12 protein-coding genes and 1 pseudogene are annotated in these 17,512 nt (G+C 65.4%); 7 read left to right on the forward strand and 6 right to left on the reverse strand.

Going from position 1 to position 17,512, the window contains the following annotated elements; translation table 11 throughout:
* Nucleotide 1 precedes the first annotated feature (1 nt).
* Together AC5IG3_RS08355 and AC5IG3_RS08360 are read left to right on the forward strand one after the other, a co-directional pair.
* The gene (locus AC5IG3_RS08355; protein ID WP_491905829.1) at nucleotides 2-1,216 is read left to right on the forward strand and encodes a hypothetical protein; all 1,215 of its coding nucleotides are present in this window, start codon (nucleotides 2-4) and stop codon (nucleotides 1,214-1,216) included.
* A gap of 21 nt (nucleotides 1,217-1,237) precedes the next feature.
* Nucleotides 1,238-2,026 (forward strand): SDR family oxidoreductase, encoded by a 789-nt coding sequence (locus AC5IG3_RS08360; RefSeq protein ID WP_491905830.1) that lies wholly within the window; start codon nucleotides 1,238-1,240, stop codon nucleotides 2,024-2,026.
* On the opposite strand, the pseudogene AC5IG3_RS08365 reads toward AC5IG3_RS08360, so the two are convergent.
* Both AC5IG3_RS08365 and AC5IG3_RS08370 read right to left on the reverse strand, forming a co-directional pair.
* A pseudogene (locus AC5IG3_RS08365) lies at nucleotides 2,023-2,829 on the reverse strand (IS481 family transposase); the annotation flags it as partial. The gene AC5IG3_RS08360 and the pseudogene AC5IG3_RS08365 sit on opposite strands and share 4 nt — an antisense overlap.
* Nucleotides 2,830-2,859: 30 nt before the next feature.
* Nucleotides 2,860-3,525: an RluA family pseudouridine synthase gene (locus AC5IG3_RS08370; protein ID WP_491905831.1), complete on the reverse strand. Its 666-nt coding sequence runs from the start codon at nucleotides 3,523-3,525 to the stop codon at nucleotides 2,860-2,862.
* Between the two features lie 85 nt (nucleotides 3,526-3,610).
* Between AC5IG3_RS08370 and AC5IG3_RS08375 the strand changes: the two genes are divergently transcribed.
* Together AC5IG3_RS08375 and AC5IG3_RS08380 are read left to right on the forward strand one after the other, a co-directional pair.
* Complete coding sequence (locus AC5IG3_RS08375; RefSeq protein WP_491905832.1) at nucleotides 3,611-4,909, forward strand: mechanosensitive ion channel family protein; 1,299 nt, start codon at nucleotides 3,611-3,613, stop codon at nucleotides 4,907-4,909.
* A 123-nt stretch (nucleotides 4,910-5,032) separates the two neighbouring features.
* Nucleotides 5,033-7,414, forward strand: a complete 2,382-nt coding sequence (locus AC5IG3_RS08380) for a putative bifunctional diguanylate cyclase/phosphodiesterase (protein WP_491905833.1) — start codon at nucleotides 5,033-5,035, stop codon at nucleotides 7,412-7,414.
* A 42-nt stretch (nucleotides 7,415-7,456) separates the two neighbouring features.
* Here AC5IG3_RS08380 and AC5IG3_RS08385 read toward each other — a convergent pair whose 3' ends face one another.
* The 4 genes from AC5IG3_RS08385 to AC5IG3_RS08400 all read right to left on the reverse strand — a co-directional run bounded on the left by AC5IG3_RS08385 (nucleotide 7,457) and on the right by AC5IG3_RS08400 (nucleotide 11,913).
* Complete coding sequence (locus AC5IG3_RS08385; protein ID WP_491905834.1) at nucleotides 7,457-8,077, reverse strand: GNAT family N-acetyltransferase; 621 nt, start codon at nucleotides 8,075-8,077, stop codon at nucleotides 7,457-7,459.
* Nucleotides 8,078-8,523: 446 nt separating this feature from the next.
* A complete protein-coding gene (locus AC5IG3_RS08390) occupies nucleotides 8,524-9,642 on the reverse strand; it encodes a GNAT family N-acetyltransferase (protein WP_491905835.1) in 1,119 nt (372 codons plus the stop codon).
* A gap of 19 nt (nucleotides 9,643-9,661) precedes the next feature.
* A complete protein-coding gene (locus AC5IG3_RS08395) occupies nucleotides 9,662-11,185 on the reverse strand; it encodes a fumarate hydratase (protein WP_491905836.1) in 1,524 nt (507 codons plus the stop codon).
* Between the two features lie 116 nt (nucleotides 11,186-11,301).
* A complete protein-coding gene (locus AC5IG3_RS08400) occupies nucleotides 11,302-11,913 on the reverse strand; it encodes a TIGR00645 family protein (RefSeq protein WP_491905837.1) in 612 nt (203 codons plus the stop codon).
* Between the two features lie 227 nt (nucleotides 11,914-12,140).
* Between AC5IG3_RS08400 and acs the strand changes: the two genes are divergently transcribed.
* The 3 genes from acs (at nucleotide 12,141) to AC5IG3_RS08415 (ending at nucleotide 17,300) form a co-directional block, all read left to right on the forward strand.
* The gene (acs, locus tag AC5IG3_RS08405; protein ID WP_491905838.1) at nucleotides 12,141-14,120 is read left to right on the forward strand and encodes an acetate--CoA ligase; all 1,980 of its coding nucleotides are present in this window, start codon (nucleotides 12,141-12,143) and stop codon (nucleotides 14,118-14,120) included.
* A gap of 61 nt (nucleotides 14,121-14,181) precedes the next feature.
* Nucleotides 14,182-15,303 carry a GNAT family N-acetyltransferase gene (locus AC5IG3_RS08410; protein ID WP_491905839.1) on the forward strand — a complete coding sequence of 374 codons (1,122 nt, stop codon included), beginning with the start codon at nucleotides 14,182-14,184 and terminating at the stop codon, nucleotides 15,301-15,303.
* 188 nt (nucleotides 15,304-15,491) lie between these two features.
* On the forward strand, nucleotides 15,492-17,300 hold the full coding sequence (locus tag AC5IG3_RS08415) for a type I secretion system permease/ATPase (protein ID WP_491905840.1): 1,809 nt from the start codon (nucleotides 15,492-15,494) through the stop codon (nucleotides 17,298-17,300).
* Nucleotides 17,301-17,512 lie beyond the last annotated feature (212 nt).

Consider the following 17,512-nt stretch of genomic DNA (forward strand, 5'->3'; position numbering starts at 1 on the left):
GATGTTGCGCTTTCTGGCTCATTTCGGTGCTGCGGCGGTACTCACGCTGGCGGCGGTGGCCGGGTTCAATATGGCGGTCGATCCCTTTCGCATCTTCCGTGCGGATCCTTCCGCGCCACCGCCTGTGGGTTTGTTCCATTACAACCAGCGCGATATCAAACCCCTGAGCCTGATACGCCTCCAGCCAGACGTGTTGATACTCGGCACGTCGCGCGCCGAACTGGCGCTGCGCCCGGATCACCCCGGGTTTGGCCGGGCGTCGGCCGTCAATCTGGCCACGCTGGCGCAGCCCTACGCCGAGAGCCTGGCCACGCTGCGGGCTGCCGTCAAGGCCGGAGGCGTGCGCCAGGTGGTCATGGGCCTGGATTTCGAGCTGGCCAATGCGTGGCTGCGCTTGCCGTCAGGAGCGGCCAACATCGATCCGGACTGGCTCGACCGTGCCCGCCAGCGCCTGTCGCTGGCCGCCGCGCAGGCGAGCGTGGTGGATGTGCTGGGCTGGGACGATGGCTCGCACCGGGCCTGGCACGTGCGCGGCCAGCGCCTCTGGGATGCGCACGACGTGCACGCGCTGGGCGGCAACCGCCGCATGTTCGAGGTCAGCGAGGACCGCTACCTGCGCGACTTCTTCTTCCCGCGCCCGCATTGCCGCTTTGATTTCGAGGCCACCGCGCGCCTCACGCCGCTGGACGATGTGCGTGCGCTGATCGCGCTGGCCCACCGCGAACGCATCGACCTGCGCCTGTTCATCTCGCCCGCCCATGCGCGGCAGTGGGAAACGCTCGCCCAGGCCGGGTTGTGGGATCGCTGGGAAGATTGGAAGGCCCGCGTCGTGCGCATCAACGAGGAAGAGGCCGCCCGCCGTGGCGCCGCGCCCTTTGCGCTGTGGGATTTCAGCGGCTATGACGCCTTGAGCAGCGAGGCCTTGCCGGCCGATGCCGAGCACGTCATGCGCTATTTCTACGACGCGGCCCACATCACGCCGGCTTTTGGTGATCTGGTGCTCGACCGGGTCCTGGGCGTTTCAGGTGGGGCGCGGGAGGCACCAGAGCCCGGCGTGCGGCTGCAGTCGGCGACGCTGGACGAGCATCTGCGCCAGCTGCGCGTGCAGCGCCAAGTGTGGCAAGCTGCCCAGCCCGAGGTGGTGGCGCAACTGCAGCGCAAGGCGCACGACAGTGCGGCCCGGCGCAGTTGCACGCCGCTGGCGGACAAGCATTGAACCGACAGGAGTTGCTGCAGCATGGATCTGGGAATCGAAGGCAAATGGGCGCTGGTGTGCGCCGCGAGCAAGGGTCTGGGGCTGGGCTGCGCGCAGGCGCTGGCGGCCGAGGGCGTCAACGTGGTGATCACCGCACGCGGCGCGGCGGTGCTGGAGCAGGCGGCGGCGGAATTGCGGCTGGCGCACCCCGGCGTCGAGGTGCGCACCGCGGCAGGCGACATCACCACGCCCGAGGGCCGCGCGGCGGCGCTGGCGGCGTGTCCGCAGGTCGACATCCTCGTCAACAACGCCGGCGGCCCGCCGCCGGGCGACTTCCGCGACTGGGATCGTGACGTGTGGATCAAGGCGCTGGACGCCAACATGCTCACGCCGATCGAGCTGATCAAGGCGGTGGTGGACGGCATGGCCGCGCGCGGCTTCGGGCGCATCGTCAACATCACCTCGGGCGCGGTCAAGGCGCCGATCGATACGCTCGGCCTGAGCAACGGCGCCCGCAGCGGGCTGACGGGATTCGTGGCCGGGCTGGCACGGCAGCCTGCGCTGGCGGGCCGCAATGTCACGATCAACAACCTGCTGCCCGGGCCGTTCGACACCGATCGCCTGAAAGTGACGTTTGCCGGCGCCGCCGCCAAGACCGGCCAGACCGTCGAGGCCCTGGCCGCCGCCCGCGCTGCTGGCATTCCGGCACGCCGCTTTGGCCAGGCGAGCGAGTTCGGCGCCTACTGCGCCTTCATCTGCAGCCAGCACGCCGCGTATGTGACGGGGCAGAACCTGCTGTTGGACGGTGGCGCGTATCCGGGGACGTTCTAGGTGTGAAGTGTCAACAGGTTCTTGCGTGAAGCGGGGAGCCTGGACATGGGAGGGATGCAGCCGATGCCGTGATGGCGGCGGTGCCAGTTGTAGAAGTGGTTCCAGATGGGCAGGGCCAGGAGGCGCTGTTCGGAGTTCTCGTAGGCACGACCGTAAGCCCACTCGCGCAGCGCGGACTGGATGAAGCGCTCTGCCTTGCCATTGGTCTGCGGACGGTAGGCGCGGGTGAACTTCTGGGCCATGCCCAACTCCAGGCACGCGGCGCCGAAGGCGGCCGAATGGAATGCAGGGCCGTCATCTGTCAGCACCCGCTGGATGGGAATGTCCAGGCGGGCGAAGTAGCTCACCGCCTGGCGCACGAAGCCCACTGCACTGGCCTGCCTCTCGTCAGGATAGACGGCTGTAAAGGTGATGCGGCTGTGGTCGTCGACGGCGACGAAGACTTGCTCCCCCCGATATTGCGAGCGCGCTGGGTTCTATCCCCGGTGATGCGATGGCCGACCTTGTCGAACCCGTCCCAGCTTCTTGATGTCGATGTGCAGCAACTCGCCCGGCACTTCTCGCTCGTATCGCTGCACGGGCTCGTCGGGGCGCAGGTCGCTCAAGCGGGACAGACCCGCGCGGCGCAGCACACGGCTGACGGTGGTCTTGGACACGCCCATGTACGAGGCGATGGTGGACTGCGGGTACAGCTTGCGGCGCAACTCGACGATGGTGGCGGCCACACCGGGGCCGATGGCACGAGGAGCGCGCGCCGGACGCGACGACTTGTCCAGCAGTCTCTCAAAACCGCTCCGGGTGAACACCCGCAACAACCTATTGAACCTTCACACCTAGAACGGTGCCGCATCGCTGAACGTCAGCCTGTTGCCATCGTCCGGATGCGGCAGGCCGATGCCGCTGGCGTGCAGCAGCAACCGGGGCGCGTCGGGTTGTGGCGGCGGGCCGTACAGCGCGTCACCCACGATCGGGTGGCCCGCAGCCAGCAGGTGCACGCGCAACTGGTGTGTGCGGCCGGTCACAGGTTGCAGCAGCAGGCGGGTGGTGCCGCTGGCTGCATGGCGCTGCAGGACGCGCCAGTGCGTCAGCGCGGGCTTGCCGCGCTCGGCATCGACCCTTTGACGCGGCCGGTTCGGCCAGTCGCTGATCAGCGGCAGATCGATCTGGCCGCTGTCGTCGTCCAGCAGGCCGTGCACCACGGCGGTGTACTCCTTGTCGACCCGCCGCTCGGCAAACGCCTGGCTCAGGCGGCGCTGTGCCTCCAGACCGCGCGCCATCACCAGCAGGCCCGAGGTCGCCATGTCCAGCCGGTGCACGGTCAGCGCATCGGGCCAACGCGCCTGCACGCGCGACGCCACGCAGTCCTGCAGCGCCGGGCCGCGCCCCGGCACGCTTGGCAGCCCGGCGGGCTTGCGTACGATCAAGACCGATTCGTCCTGCCAGATCAGGTCGATCGGGCCGGAGGCTTCGGGGCAGGGCGTCTCAGGGTCGGTGTGCACCGGCTGATTGTCGCGACACGGGCCGACGTCCGTTCGCACCGCCTTGCTCTACGATGCGCAGCCTTCCGCTTGCCTGATTGCCCCGATGCAGCCCACGCCCCTCGATCTCGACCAATTGATTCAAGCCCTGCTGCGCCCGCGTGCGCTGCTCGAACTGGCGGCCCTGGCCTCGCTGCTGTTCTCGGTCTGGCTGCTGGTCTGGTTGCTGGGCCGCCGGGCGGCGCGGGCCGGCTCGATCTGGCTGGGTGAGCACATCGTCGACGGCCTGCTGTTTCCCGCACTGGCACTGGCGCTGGTCTACACGGTGCAGCAGCTGACGCACGCCTGGGGGCTGACGTCGGTGGTGTTCAAGCTGGCGGTGCCGGTGCTGATGTCGCTGGCCGTGATCCGCCTGAGCGTGCGCGTGCTGAGCGCGGCGTTCCCCACCTCGCGCCTGATGCGGGTGGCCGAGCGCACCATCTCGTGGATGGCCTGGGGCGCGGTGGTGATGTGGGTGACCGGCGTGCTGCCGGTGCTGATGGCCGAGATGGAGCAGATCCAGTGGAAGATCGGCGCGCACCCGGTCAGCCTGCGCACCTTGCTCGAAGGCAGCCTGTCGGCGGGCTTCGTGCTGGTGATCGCGCTGTGGATCTCGGCGGCGCTGGAGTCGCGCCTGCTCGAAGGCGCCGCCGGCGGCCAGCTCTCGCTGCGCAAGGCTGCCGCCAACGCGGTGCGCGCCTTGCTGATGTTCGTCGGCCTGCTGCTGGCGCTGTCGGCGGTGGGCATCGACCTGACCGCGCTGGGCGTGCTGGGCGGCGCGCTCGGCGTGGGCATCGGCTTTGGCCTGCAGAAGCTGGCGGCCAACTACATCAGCGGCTTCGTGATCCTGGCCGAGCGCTCCATGCGCATCGGCGACCTGGTCAAGGTGGGCGACTTCGAGGGCCGCATCACCGACATCACCACCCGCTACACCGTGATCCGCGCCGGCAGTGGCCGCGAGGCCATCGTGCCCAACGAGACGCTCATCACCACCACGGTGCAGAACCTCTCGCTGGCCGACTGCCGCCTGCTGCTGCAGACCACCGTCAGCATCGCCTACGGCAGCGATGTGGCCGCGCTGCGCCCGGCCATCCTGGCCGTGGTGGCAGCAGTGCCCCGGGTGCTGAGCGAGCCCGCGCCGGCCGTGCACCTCAGCGCACTCGGCCCGCATGGGCTGGAGCTGAACGTGCAGTTCTGGATCGGCGACCCGGAGGTTGGCCAGTTGCCGGTCGTCTCCGACGTCAACGCGGCGGTGCTGGGTGTGCTGGAGTCGCATCAGGTGGAGTTGGGCCTGGGCACCGGCACCACCAAGCGATTCGCCCCGCCTCCGGCGCCTGCGCCCACCACGACAGGGGTCCAAGAGTGAAAAATTGACGCACTGGCCACCTCAAGCCGGCGCCCGGGGTAGCCGATAAGGAGGGAGATGCACAACGGTCTGCACCCCACCATGCCTTTTCACTCTCCCCGCGCTGCGTCCTGAGGCCCGAGCATGACCTCGCGCCTCAATACCACCAGCGGTACCCCGACCCCGCCCGAGCGCCGCGCTCAGCGTCGGTCGCCGCACGCCAGTCCGTTGGCGCGTCGCATTCTGTTGAATTTCCTGGTGGCTGCGGGCGTGCCCATCGTGCTGATGATGGGGCTGACCCAGCTCGCCCTCGGCACGCTCGATGAACGCAGCATCGCCGGCGCCCACGTAGCCGGCGTGCCGGTCACACGCTGGCTGCTGAGCCTGGGCATGTCGGCCCTGCTGCTGGCCACGCTGCTGAGCCTCATGCACATCCGACGCATCCTGGGCCCGTTGGAGCGGCTGCAGCGCGGCGTGCGCCACATCGCCCGGCGCGAGGTTGGTGCGCGCGTGCAGGTCCGGGGTGACGATGAATTTGCCGATCTGGGCCGCGCCTTCAACAGCATGGCCGAGCGGCTGGAGGCGCAGTTCCACTCGCTGGAAATGCTCGCAGCCATCGACCGCGACATCCTGCAAGGTGCGCCGGTGGATCGCCTGGTCGAGCGTGTCATCACCGAGTTGCAGGCGCGTGTGCCGTGCGTCAGCATCAGCCTGGTGCGGCGCGAGTCGGAGCAGTCGCCCGTGCTGCTGGAGATGCTCAGCCCGGGCCGCGGCTCGGTCGCCCAGCAACGCAGCCTGCGCCTGACGCCCGAGCAACTGCGCCGCTTCTGCGGCTGGGTCAAGGACGGCGTGATCCTGCAGGCTCAGGCCGCGCGCCACCCCTGGTGCCTGGGCTGTATCGACGGCGGCGTGGACCGTGTCGTCTGCCTGCCCGTGAGCGCCGGCCACGAAACCGAAGCCATGATCCTGATTGGCCTGGACCCCGAGACCCAACTCGACAGCGACATGCGCCGCATTGCCCGCGACCTGCGCGACCGCGTCGGCGTGGCGCTGGCTGCGCACCGGCGCGACACCGAACTCGCCTACCGCGCCGTGCACGACGCGCTCACCGGCCTCTACAACCGCATCGGCCTGCATGAGCGGCTTGACGCCATGCTGGTCATCCCGGCGGGTGCCCGCCACATCACACAGCCGGCGCTGCTGTGCATTGACCTCGACCGCTTCAAGCAGATCAACGACACCCTCGGCCACGAGGTCGGCGACGACCTGCTGCGCCAGGCTGCCGAGCGCATCCAGGGCTGCGCACCGCCGGATGCGCTGGTGGCGCGGCTGGGCGGAGATGAGTTTGTCGTCATCCTGCCCGACGTGCCCGCCGACAAGGCCAGCCGCGCCTGCGAAGTGGCGCAACAGATCTGCACCCGCCTGGGCCTGCCTTTCCGCCTGCGCGGTCAGGACCGCGTGCTGGGCGGCAGCGTCGGCATTGCGCTGGCGGCGGCTCATGGCCGCAGCCGCGAAGAGCTGATGCGCCACGCCGACATCGCCATGTACGAGGCCAAGCGCACCGGCCGTGGCCGCTACGCCATGTTCGAGCAGCCGCTCGACAACCAGGTGCTTGAGCGCAACGAACTGCTCGGCGAAATGCGCGAAGCAGTGGCGCGGCGCGAGTTCGTGCTGCACTACCAGCCGCGCATCGGCAGCGAAGACGGCCGCGTGGTGTCCGCCGAAGCGCTGGTGCGCTGGAACCACCCGCGGCGCGGCCTGCTCATGCCGGGCCGCTTCATCGAGCTGGCTGAAGAGTCTGACCTGATCGAGGTCATCGGTGCCGATGTGCTCGACCAGGCCTGCGCCCAGATGGCCGCCTGGCGGCGCAGCGGCGTGATGGTCGACCGCGTCTCGGTCAACGTCTCGCCGCGCCAGCTGCAGTCGGGGCGCCTGCTGCAGACCGTGCGCGCCGCGCTGACGCGTCACCACATTCCGGCATCGTTCATCGAACTCGAAGTGACCGAGAGCCTGCTGGTGGGCGATGCCCGCGACGCCCATGCCCAGCTGGCCGAGCTGCGCCGCTGGGGCGCGCTGATCGCGCTGGACGACTTCGGCACCGGCTACTCGTCGATGGCCACGCTGCACCAGCTACCCATCGACGTGATGAAGGTCGACCGCGCCTTCGTCAAGAACCTGGGCCAGGACGAGTCGTCACTGGCCATCACCCGTGCCATCGTCGCGCTGGCGCAGTCGCTGGGACTGCACACCGTGGCCGAGGGCATGGAGACCGAAGAACAGGCCGCCATGGTGCGCGAGCTGGGTATCCACGAAATGCAGGGCTATTACTTCAGCAAGCCTGTCACCGCGCAGGCGTTTGCCGAGTTTGTGGCGCAGGGCCGGCGCCAAGTGCCGCAAGGCAAGTTTGCGCGTACTTCAGATCGCCCCGCCGAAACTCGCGCTCGTGCCCCGACGCCGCCGCGTAATCTGGCGCACGAATTAAAGCTTTCGCTCTATGACTCGATGCTGGATGAGTTCCCGGCCTGAGGGGCGGGGTTTCCAGTAGAACCCTTTTTCACAGCAACAGCTTTATCGGACCGGGTGATGTGCGTGCTGCTTGAGGACGCTTGAGTGCGACAGGAAGTGGTCCTGATACAGAGCGAGTGACGAGTAAATGAAATGCAGTGGAATCAAGCGCAGGCGCTCTGGAATCCATCCAGCCAGACCTGAAAATTTGGAGCGAATTGCCTTCTCACCCGCCATCTGGCTCAAAGCCATTGTCCAGCATTGATGATCTCCATCTGCGCTGAGACGGTAGCCAATGCTCTGGTAAAGATGCACTGCATTCATGTTGCCTCTGAGCACGGATAGCGAAATCGATGATTGGCCATGGTTCTCGGAGAAATATCGTGCCCACTGCATGAGTGCACGGCCGATGCCTCTGCCTCGATAGTCTTCGGAAACGGCTACCGAGTTGATCCAGGCCACGCCCTCACTCAACCAGGATTCTGTGGTCTTGTCATGGAGTCTCATATTGATAACTCCGACCAACTTTCCATCGATTCGAATGACGGCCGAATTGGCCCGATCACGGCAAAGCGCGCGCTTGATGCTGTATTCATCAATATTCGGGAAGCAGGCGCGTATCAGAATTCGCGCAGAGAACAGGTCTCTGACGCTCATGGGCTCTACTTTGTAGGCAGTGTTCATGGCTGTCTCCAGCTGCGTGTTATTTTTCGGGGTCTCTGGATGTCAGGAGCGAAGTTGTACACCCGCAGACTAATTATTTCCGAAAATGAAAAAAATGATAACTGCAAAAATGAGTCATTGCGTTCGAAATTGTTAGCAAGTGAACTTTTCTACCTGTTTTCTGTTTTGTTGGCACAGATGTTCTTGTCTCGACTCGCACTGCATCCGGTCATGGCAAGGATTTCATTGCTGGCTTAAGCACGGATGAAGACATGGTTACGTCTTGTGCCGTGCGCTGGCTCTGATTTGGTAAATCAGGGCTTTATTTCCAAAATTGCTGATTTAGGAAGAAGCGTATGAGCATCGCCCCTTGAGAACCATCCCCGGATTGAGGGGTGCACCAGCAGGGTGCCTCAGTTCCGTGCACAAGGTCTCCCGACCGGTGCTTCAGTGACAAGAGGTACGAATCAGTCTTGCCGAGCTGTTTTGATGTCGCGTAACCAGTGACGCAGTCGTCTTGCAGCCAAGGCGGGGATCAGTCTGCCGCCATGTCTGAAGAAGAGCTGCAACTCCGTCTTCCTGCGACCGAGCGCCCAGTCTTCCTTGTGCCGCTGCCGACCCAGCGCGGGCTGCAGGCCCAGCAGGTCAAGTTCCTTCCATTCGGAGCCGCACAACTCCCGGATCAACTCGGAGCGCAGCACGATGCCAGGCGATAGTGGTGCGTGTTCTTGCGAATAAGCCGTGTGCCGGGAATAGACGATGTCTCCGGTCCTGAATACCAGCAGGCCTGCCATGTCCTGATGGCCTTGGCGAAGAAAATAGAAGATGGCTTCACCGTTCTCTGCCAATGCACAGGTCAGTTCAGCATAAAATTTTCGGTGACGCTTGTCTTTTCCTATGCCCAAGCCGGCAGAAGCTTTCCAGCCCGTTTTTTCCAGGGCGACAAACCGTTCCACGGCAGAGGCCATTTCATCGGGTCGGCTTATCTTGTGGACGCTAGGTGGTGGCACCATCGAAAAAATCTTGCGGTGGCGTTTGCGCCAGTTGGTAATGACGCTGCCATTGATCTTGGCAAGATAATCATTAAAACTCTCTGTCAGTGGAATATAGAAGCCGATGCTGCTGGGTTCTGTCTCAAGATAACTGACTTGCCTCAGTTCGCTGTTGTCCGCGATGGGGACGCTGCGCTCATGAAGTCGCAGCAGGTCCCAGTGGGTATATTTTCTGCTGAAAAAATGTTCGATGTTTTTCCAGCATGCAGGTGCATCTTCGGCGCAAAGCATGCCGGGGCGGTCACCTTCCCAGATGGCCAGCCACTCGATGATGCGAACTGGAATGCAGCGGTAGATTTCGCGGGAAAGTCTAAAAGGGGCGATTGCCACCAGATGGCCATTCTTGCGAACCAGAAGAATCAACAACTTGTCTTTCGGGCCGTGAAAATTTTTCCAGGCCGTCCAGATATAGTCAAAAGTCGAGAATATCGAGGGCTTGATACTTCGACTCTGCAGCTCACGCCATGCGGACTCGAGAGCTTGCAACTCTTCGAGCGTTTCAATGCACTCTACTTCCCAGCGCGTATCGTGCACGGCATGAGCCTCGGTTTGCTCAGGCTTCCACCACCGGGATCTTGCCGATCTTGGCCTGCCAGATTTTGGGGCCGGTGATGTGGGCGCTGGTGCCGCCGGCGTCCACCGCCACGGTGACGGGCATGTCGACCACGTCGAACTCGTAGATCGCTTCCATGCCGAGATCCGCGAAGCCGACCACCTTGGCCGCCTTGATCGCCTTCGAGACGAGGTAGGCCGAGCCGCCGACCGCCATCAGGTAGGCCGACTGGTTGTCCTTGATCGCCTGGATCGCCACCGGGCCGCGCTCGGCCTTGCCGACCATCGAGATCAGGCCGGTCTGCTCCAGCATCATGCGGGTGAAGCTGTCCATCCGCGTCGCGGTGGTCGGGCCGGCCGGGCCGACCACCTCGTCGCGCACCGGGTCGACCGGGCCGACGTAGTAGATGACGCGATTCGTGAAGTCCACCGGCAGCGTCTCGCCCTTGGCCAGCATGTCGGCGATGCGCTTGTGCGCGGCATCCCGACCCGTGAGCATCTTGCCGTTGAGCAGCAGCGTGTCGCCCGGCTTCCAGCTGGCGACTTCGGCCTTGGTGAGCGTGTTCAGGTCGACGCGCTTGCTCTTGTTGTAGTCGGGCGCCCAGTGGACGTTCGGCCACAGGTCGAGGCTCGGCGGTTCCATGTAGGCCGGGCCCGAGCCGTCGAGCACGAAGTGGCCGTGGCGAGTGGCAGCGCAGTTCGGGATCATCGCGATCGGCTTGCTGGCCGCGTGCGTGGCGAAAGTCTTGATCTTGACGTCGAGCACGGTGGTCAGGCCGCCCAGGCCTTGCGCGCCGATGCCCAAGGCGTTGACCTTCTCGTACAGCTCGATGCGCATTTCCTCAAGCTTGTTCTGCGGGCCGCGCTCCAGGAGTTCATACATATCGATGTCCTCCATCAACGCTTCCTTGGCCATCATCACGGCCTTTTCGGCCGTACCGCCCACGCCGATGCCCAGCATGCCCGGCGGGCACCAACCCGCGCCCATCGTCGGTACGGTCTTGAGCACCCAGTCGACGATGTTGTCGTTCGGGTTGAGCATGTACATCTTCGACTTGTTCTCGCTGCCGCCGCCCTTGGCCGCCACGATCACGTCGACCTTGTCGCCCGGCACCACTTCCATGTGGATCACGGCGGGCGTGTTGTCCCGGGTGTTCTTGCGGGCAAAGATCGGGTCGTCCAGCACCGAGGCGCGCAGCACGTTGTCAGGGTTCAGGTAGCCCTGGCGCACGCCGGCGTTCACTGCATCGGCGATCGAGCCGGTGAAGCCCTCCCACTTGACGTCCATGCCGATCTTCAGGAACACGTTGACGATGCCGGTGTCCTGGCAGATCGGGCGGCGGCCCTCGGCACACATGCGCGAGTTGGTCAGGATCTGCGCGATCGCGTCCTTGGCCGCAGGCGACTCTTCGCGCTCGTAGGCGCGTGCCAGGTGGGCGATGTAGTCAGCCGGGTGGTAATAGCTGATGTATTGCAGCGCAGCGGCGACGCTTTCAATCAGGTCGGCTTGGGCGATGGTGGTCATGGCAGTCACGGCTGATGGGTGGGGGTTCGAGAAAGGGACTCGAAGGTGAACCGCTCAGTTTAGCCAGCCCGACCCCCACGCGGGCTGACATGCGGGCGTCGATCCTGGTGCCGGCTTCAGTGGGCCGGGTCTTTGCCTGCGGGGTGCGACATCAGCCGGTCGGTGTAGGCAATCGCCAGCGCCGACAGCAAGAACGCAATGTGGATCAGCGTCTGCCACAGCAGCACCTTCTCGGAATAGTTGTCCGCGTTGATGAAGGTCTTGAGCAGGTGGATCGAGCTGATGCCGATGATGGCGGTGGCCAGCTTGACCTTCAGCACCGAGGCGTTGACGTGGCTCAGCCACTCCGGCAGGTCCGGGTGGGTTTCGAGGCGAAGGCGCGACACGAAGGTCTCATAGCCGCCGATGATCACCATGATCAGCAGGTTGGAGATCATCACCACGTCGATCAGGGCCAGCACGACCAGCATGATGATGGTCTCGTTGAGCGCCGAGACCTGCACCTCGCTCTTGTAGCCGATGCTCGACACCAGTTTGGCGAGTGCCGCCTGGTTGCCGAACGCCGCCTCGACCAGGTGGACCAGTTCGACCCAGAAGTGAAACACGTACACCGTCTGCGCCAGGATCAGTCCCAGGTAGAGCGGCAACTGCAGCCAGCGGCTGGCGAAGATCAGGCTCGAAAGCGGGGAGAGTTTGACTTGCTGGGGATCTTGCGGGGTGTTTTGCATGCGGCGCGCCTCACTGAAATGCCGGCGCGATTCTATGGGCCGCGCGTGTCAGTCTGCAGCAGGGTTGTGCCGTTGCGGAGCGTCAAGGGTCTCGCAAACGGCTTGAAAATGGCTGGCACGCGGCGTGGTGGCGCAGGTACGGGCTTTGCAAAGTCAGTCGCTCGTAAGAGCCTGTGCATAACGTGCAGAGGTTCACATTTGATCGATCAGGCCTCGAGGAGACAACCATGAGCCAAGTAGAAACGTCCGCCGCCAAGCTGTACCTGCCGTCCGCTGAATTCGTCGCACAGGCGAATGTCGCAGGCATGGCTGCCTACGATGCGCTGTGCCTGGAGGCCGAGACCGATTACGAAGGCTACTGGGCCCGCCTGGCCCGCGAGTTCATCACCTGGAAGACGCCGTTCACCCAGGTGCTCGACGAGTCCAACGCGCCGTTCTTCAAGTGGTTCGCCGACGGCACGCTGAACGCGTCGTACAACTGTCTGGACCGCAACGTCGAGCGCGGCCTGGGCGACAAGACCGCGATCATCTTCGAGGCCGACGGCGGCGAAGTGACCAAGGCCACCTACAGCGAACTGCTGGCCAAGACCTGCCAGATCGCCAACGGCCTGAAGAGCCTGGGCGTGGCCAAGGGTGACCGTGTCGTCATCTACATCTCGATGTCGATCGACGGCGTGGCGGCGATGCAGGCCTGCGCCCGCATCGGCGCGACCCACTCGGTGGTGTTCGGCGGCTTCTCGGCACAAAGCGTGCGTGACCGCGTGGAAGACACCGGCGCCGTGGCCATCATCACCGCCGACCACCAGGTGCGCGGCGGCAAGAAGCTGCCGCTGAAGTCGATCGTCGACGAAGCGCTGGCGCTGGGCGGCTGCGATGCGGTCAAGAACGTGCTGGTGGTCAAGCGTTCGGGCGCCGAAGTCGCCATGACCGCCGGCCGCGACATCTGGATGGACGACCTCGTCGCCAACCAGGCCACCACCTGCGAGCCCGAGTGGGTCGGTGCCGAGCACCCGCTGTTCCTGCTCTACACCTCGGGCTCGACCGGCAAGCCCAAGGGCGTGCAGCACAGCACCGGCGGCTACCTGCTGCATGCCGCACTGACCACCAAGTGGACCTTCGACCTGAAGGACAACGACGTCTTCTGGTGCACCGCCGATATCGGCTGGGTCACGGGCCACAGCTACATCACCTACGGCCCGCTGGCACTGGGTGGCACCGAGATCGTCTTCGAAGGCGTGCCGACCTACCCGGACGCCGGCCGCTTCTGGAAGATGATCCAGGACCACAAGGTCAGCATCTTCTACACCGCGCCGACCGCGATCCGCTCGCTGATCAAGGCCGCCGAAGCCAACGACGCCGTGCACCCGAAGAGCTACGACCTCTCCAGCCTGCGCCTGCTGGGCTCGGTCGGCGAGCCGATCAACCCGGCCGCCTGGGAGTGGTACCACCAGCACGTCGGCGGCGGCCGCTGCCCGATCGTCGACACCTTCTGGCAGACCGAGACTGGCGGCCACATGATCACCCCGCTGCCGGGCGTGACGCCGATGGTGCCGGGTTCGTGCACGCTGCCCTTCCCGGGCATCCAGGCCGCCATCGTCGACGAGACCGGCAAGGACGTGCCGAATGGCCAGGGCGGCATCCTGGTCGTCAAGCGTCCGTGGCCGTCGATGATCCGCACCATCTGGGGCGACAACGAGCGCTTCGTCAAGAGCTACTACCCGGCCGACTTCCAGGGCAAGTACTACCTGGCAGGCGACGGCGCGATCCGTGACGCGGGTACCGGCTACTTCACCATCACCGGCCGCATCGACGACGTGCTGAACGTCTCCGGTCACCGCATGGGCACGATGGAGATCGAGTCGGCGCTGGTCAGCCACACCGAGCTGGTGGCCGAAGCGGCCGTCGTCGGCCGCCCCGACGACACCACCGGCGAGGCGATCTGCGCCTTCGTCGTGCTCAAGCGCCCGGCCCCGACCGGCGACGAAGCCAAGGCCATCGCCAAGATCCTGCGCGACCACATCGGCAAGGAAATCGGTCCGATCGCCAAGCCCAAGGACATCCGCTTCGGCGACAACCTGCCCAAGACCCGCAGTGGCAAGATCATGCGCCGCCTGCTGCGCTCGATCGCCAAGGGCGAGGCCATCACCCAGGACACCAGCACGCTGGAAAACCCGGCCATCCTGAGCCAGCTGGGCCAGGCGTACTGAGGATCGACCGCCGCTGAAACGCGGCTCCTACACTTCGCCCTCCTCATGAAGGGCGATTTGCATGAAAGCCGATACCGCTGCGTTACAAGCCTCCGAGGGCCTGCAAACCGAGATTCTTCGCGGTGTGCAGGCCTTCACTCTTTTGCGCGCAGACTGGCAGGCGGCGGTGCCACGCATGTCCCGGCCCAGCCTGTTCATCACGCCGGAGTTCCTGGAGCTGGCGTGGCAACACCTGAGTGGCCCAGACGATGAGCCCTGGTTCGTGGTCGTGCGCCAGCACGGGGTGCTGGTCGGTTTGCTGCCGTTGACGTTGACGCGCCAGCGCTACTTCGGCCTGAGCTTCAAGACCTTGATGCACATGGGCGTGCCGATCGGCGAGCGCCCGGGCGTGCTGCACCTGATCGACGCCGACCACGTCTGGCAACTGGCGCTGCAGGCGCTGGCAGCGGCGCGCACCGACTGGCAGGCGCTGGACCTGCGCGAGATTGATGACGGCGCCTGGCCGCTCAGCGACGCTGCCGCCCATCAACTGCGCCGCCAGCATGGCCTGAAATCCAGCCGCCGTTTCAACAACCACTGGGCCAGCCTGCGCACTGAAGGGACGTGGGACGCCTACCTGGCGGACCATGATTGCGCCGCGCAAGCTGCGGCCCGAGTGGATCCCAATCTCCACCTGGAGGTGATCGATCACCCGGCCGAGATCGCGCAAGCCTTCGACCGCTACCTGGCGCTGGAGGCCAAGGGTCCAGCGCATGCCAGCGACTGGTACGACCCGCGTCAGGCGGTCTTTCACCGCGCGCTCTTGCCGCCGTTGGCCGCCACCCGGCGGGCCAGCGTCTGGTTGCTGTCGACGGATAGGGCTGCGGGCGGACAAGACCTTGCTGCGCTGGTGCGCCTGCAGCAAGGCGGCATCGTCTATGAGCGCCTGTGCACTGCCGATCCGGCCCACGCGCCCGAGCCGCTTGAAGTCTCACTGCGCCTGCGCGCGCTGCAGGCCTCGTTCGACCGTGATGTCGAAGAGTCCCACGTCATGGGCAGCAGCGTCCCGATCCCGGATCGCCCCGAGATCCACCCCTGCTACTCCACCACCCACCGCACCTTCAGCCTGATGGTCTGGAACCCGCCGCTGCGCTACCTGCCGCTGCTATGGCTGCGGCAGGGGCTGAAGGGGTTGCGAGGCTAGCTGCTGGCGCGAACAGAACCCAAGGGCCTGGCCCGCAGTTCTCTCGGATTGACATATGTGAACTTTGCCCGCTCCTGCAGCGCGACAGATGTCTGGTACTGAAAAAACTTCCCACGCTGCGCTCAGTTCCGGCGGATGGCTACCGATACCGAACTCTGTAGGCGCATTTGCCTGGGGGAGTTCATGTGATGCCTGTTCTTCAATCGAACATAAAAAGACTGATTCAATCGGTCGCGGGGTTTTCCCTCGTGATGAACCTGTTGTGGCTGGCGCCTGCGCTGTTCAGCCTGCAGGTGTTTGACCGGGTGCTGACGAGCCAGAGCCAGGAAACCTTGCTGGTGTTGGTGCTGGGCCTGGGCGTGGCCTTTGTGCTGACGGGACTGCTGGACTACTTGCGCGGTCGCCTGCAGACGGTGACGGGCAACATGCTCAACGATGCGCTGGCACCCGAGATGACCCGGCTGACGCTGGTCGAGGCGGCCAAGCGCCAGGGGCCGATTCCGATGGAAGGGCTGCGTGACGTGGGACGGCTGCGCAACCTGTTCTCTGCACAAGGGCTGCTGGCGGTGCTGGATGCGCCGTGGGCACTGGTGTTCATCGCCGTGATTGCCATGGCGCACCCGTGGCTGGGCGTGGCGTCGGCGGCTTCGGCGCTGGTGATGCTGGGGCTGGCATTCGTGAATGACCGGTTGTCGCGCAACTCCATCGAGGAAGTGCAGCGCGAAGCCGGCCGCAGCCAGCGTTACCTGGAGCAGGCGATGCAGAACGCCGAAGTGGCCCAGGCGCTGGGCATGGGCGACGCGCTGGTGGCCCGCTGGAAACTGCTGAGCGCCAAGCTGGCCGATGTGCAGGGGCCAGCCGCACAGCGCGCCGCCGCGATGAGTTCGTTCACGCGCATCCTGCGGCAGTCGGTGCAGATCCTGCTGCAGGCGCTGGGTGCGTATCTGGTGCTGAAGGGCGATGCGACGCCGGGCGTGATGGTGGCGTCGACCATGTTGCTGGGCAAGGCGCTGCAGCCGATCGAGCAGATCGTGGGCAGCTGGAAGGTGCTGGCCGAAGGCATGCTGGCCTACAAGCATCTCAACCCGATGATGGAGAAGCTGTCGCAGCGTCCTGCGCCGATGGAGTTGCCGGCCCCGACGGGTCAGTTGACAGCCAATGCGTTGGTGTATCGCCCACCGGGCAGTGACCGCATGGTGCTGAGCGGCATCTCGCTGCAGCTGGAGGCGGGCGAGTCGCTCGCCATCCTTGGCCCGAGTGGCGCGGGCAAGAGCACGCTGGTGCGGTTGCTGACGGGCTTGTGGTCGCCCACTTCGGGCACGGTGCGGCTCGACGGCGTGGACCTGTCGAAGTGGAACCGCGAGGCGGTCGGCCCGCACCTGGGCTATGTGCCGCAGGATGTGGAGCTGTTCTCCGGCACGGTGGCCGAGAACATCGCCCGCCTGGGCCTGGTGGTGTCGCAGGATGTCGTGGCTGCCGCCAAGCTGGCGGGTGTGCACGAGTTGATCCTGGGGCTGCCCGAGGGTTATGACACGGTGATCGACCCGCACGCGGCACTGATGTCGCCAGGACAGCGGCAGCGCATCGCATTGGCCCGGGCGTTGTACGGCAATCCCAAGCTGGTGATCCTTGACGAGCCGAACTCGAATCTGGACGGAGTGGGTGAGATGGCGCTCGGTGAGACGCTCAAGCAGCTCCGGGGCAAGATCACGGTGATCGTGGTGACTCACCGCACGGCATTGACGGCGCACGTCGACAAGCTGATGGTGGTGGACGGCGGTCGCGTGACGCAATACGGCCCGGTGAACGAGGTCATGCTGGCACTGCAGGGTGGCCGACCGGCCGCGCCGCAGATTGCCCCGTCCGCACCAACAGCACAAGCAAACCCCGCTGCCGATCTGCCACTCAGCCATGTGGCTGGGCAGGCGGTGACGCAGGCTGTGGCCACCGTGGCCCAACAGGCTGTGCAGCAACAAGAATCAGGAGTTCCAGCATGACGACCATGCCCGCCTTGGTGGCACCGATAGCCGGTGCCGAAGCAGATCTGCTGGCGAGCCACGCAAGAGAAGCGATGGCGCTGGCGCGCAAGGGCAAGTGGGTGCTGCTGGGCGGCGTGGTGCCGGCGGTGGCATGGCTGGCGTTTGCGCCGCTGGCCTCGGCGGTGGTGTCGTCGGGCTTCGTCAAGGTCGACCTGAACCGAGCGCACCGT

The organism is Leptothrix sp. (in: b-proteobacteria) (assembly GCF_965250675.1).
GTDB lineage: Bacteria > Pseudomonadota > Gammaproteobacteria > Burkholderiales > Burkholderiaceae_C > Sphaerotilus.

Coding starts and splice junctions, on each gene's coding strand:
- AC5IG3_RS08400 (WP_491905837.1), bottom strand. CDS start 11,913: ATGCAAAACACCCCGCAAGATCCCCAGCAAGTCAAACTCTCCCCGCTT.
- AC5IG3_RS08355 (WP_491905829.1), top strand. CDS start 2: ATGTTGCGCTTTCTGGCTCATTTCGGTGCTGCGGCGGTACTCACGCTG.
- AC5IG3_RS08375 (WP_491905832.1), top strand. CDS start 3,611: ATGCAGCCCACGCCCCTCGATCTCGACCAATTGATTCAAGCCCTGCTG.
- AC5IG3_RS08380 (WP_491905833.1), top strand. CDS start 5,033: ATGACCTCGCGCCTCAATACCACCAGCGGTACCCCGACCCCGCCCGAG.
- acs (WP_491905838.1), top strand. CDS start 12,141: ATGAGCCAAGTAGAAACGTCCGCCGCCAAGCTGTACCTGCCGTCCGCT.
- AC5IG3_RS08395 (WP_491905836.1), bottom strand. CDS start 11,185: ATGACCACCATCGCCCAAGCCGACCTGATTGAAAGCGTCGCCGCTGCG.
- AC5IG3_RS08415 (WP_491905840.1), top strand. CDS start 15,492: ATGCCTGTTCTTCAATCGAACATAAAAAGACTGATTCAATCGGTCGCG.
- AC5IG3_RS08385 (WP_491905834.1), bottom strand. CDS start 8,077: ATGAACACTGCCTACAAAGTAGAGCCCATGAGCGTCAGAGACCTGTTC.
- AC5IG3_RS08360 (WP_491905830.1), top strand. CDS start 1,238: ATGGATCTGGGAATCGAAGGCAAATGGGCGCTGGTGTGCGCCGCGAGC.
- AC5IG3_RS08410 (WP_491905839.1), top strand. CDS start 14,182: ATGAAAGCCGATACCGCTGCGTTACAAGCCTCCGAGGGCCTGCAAACC.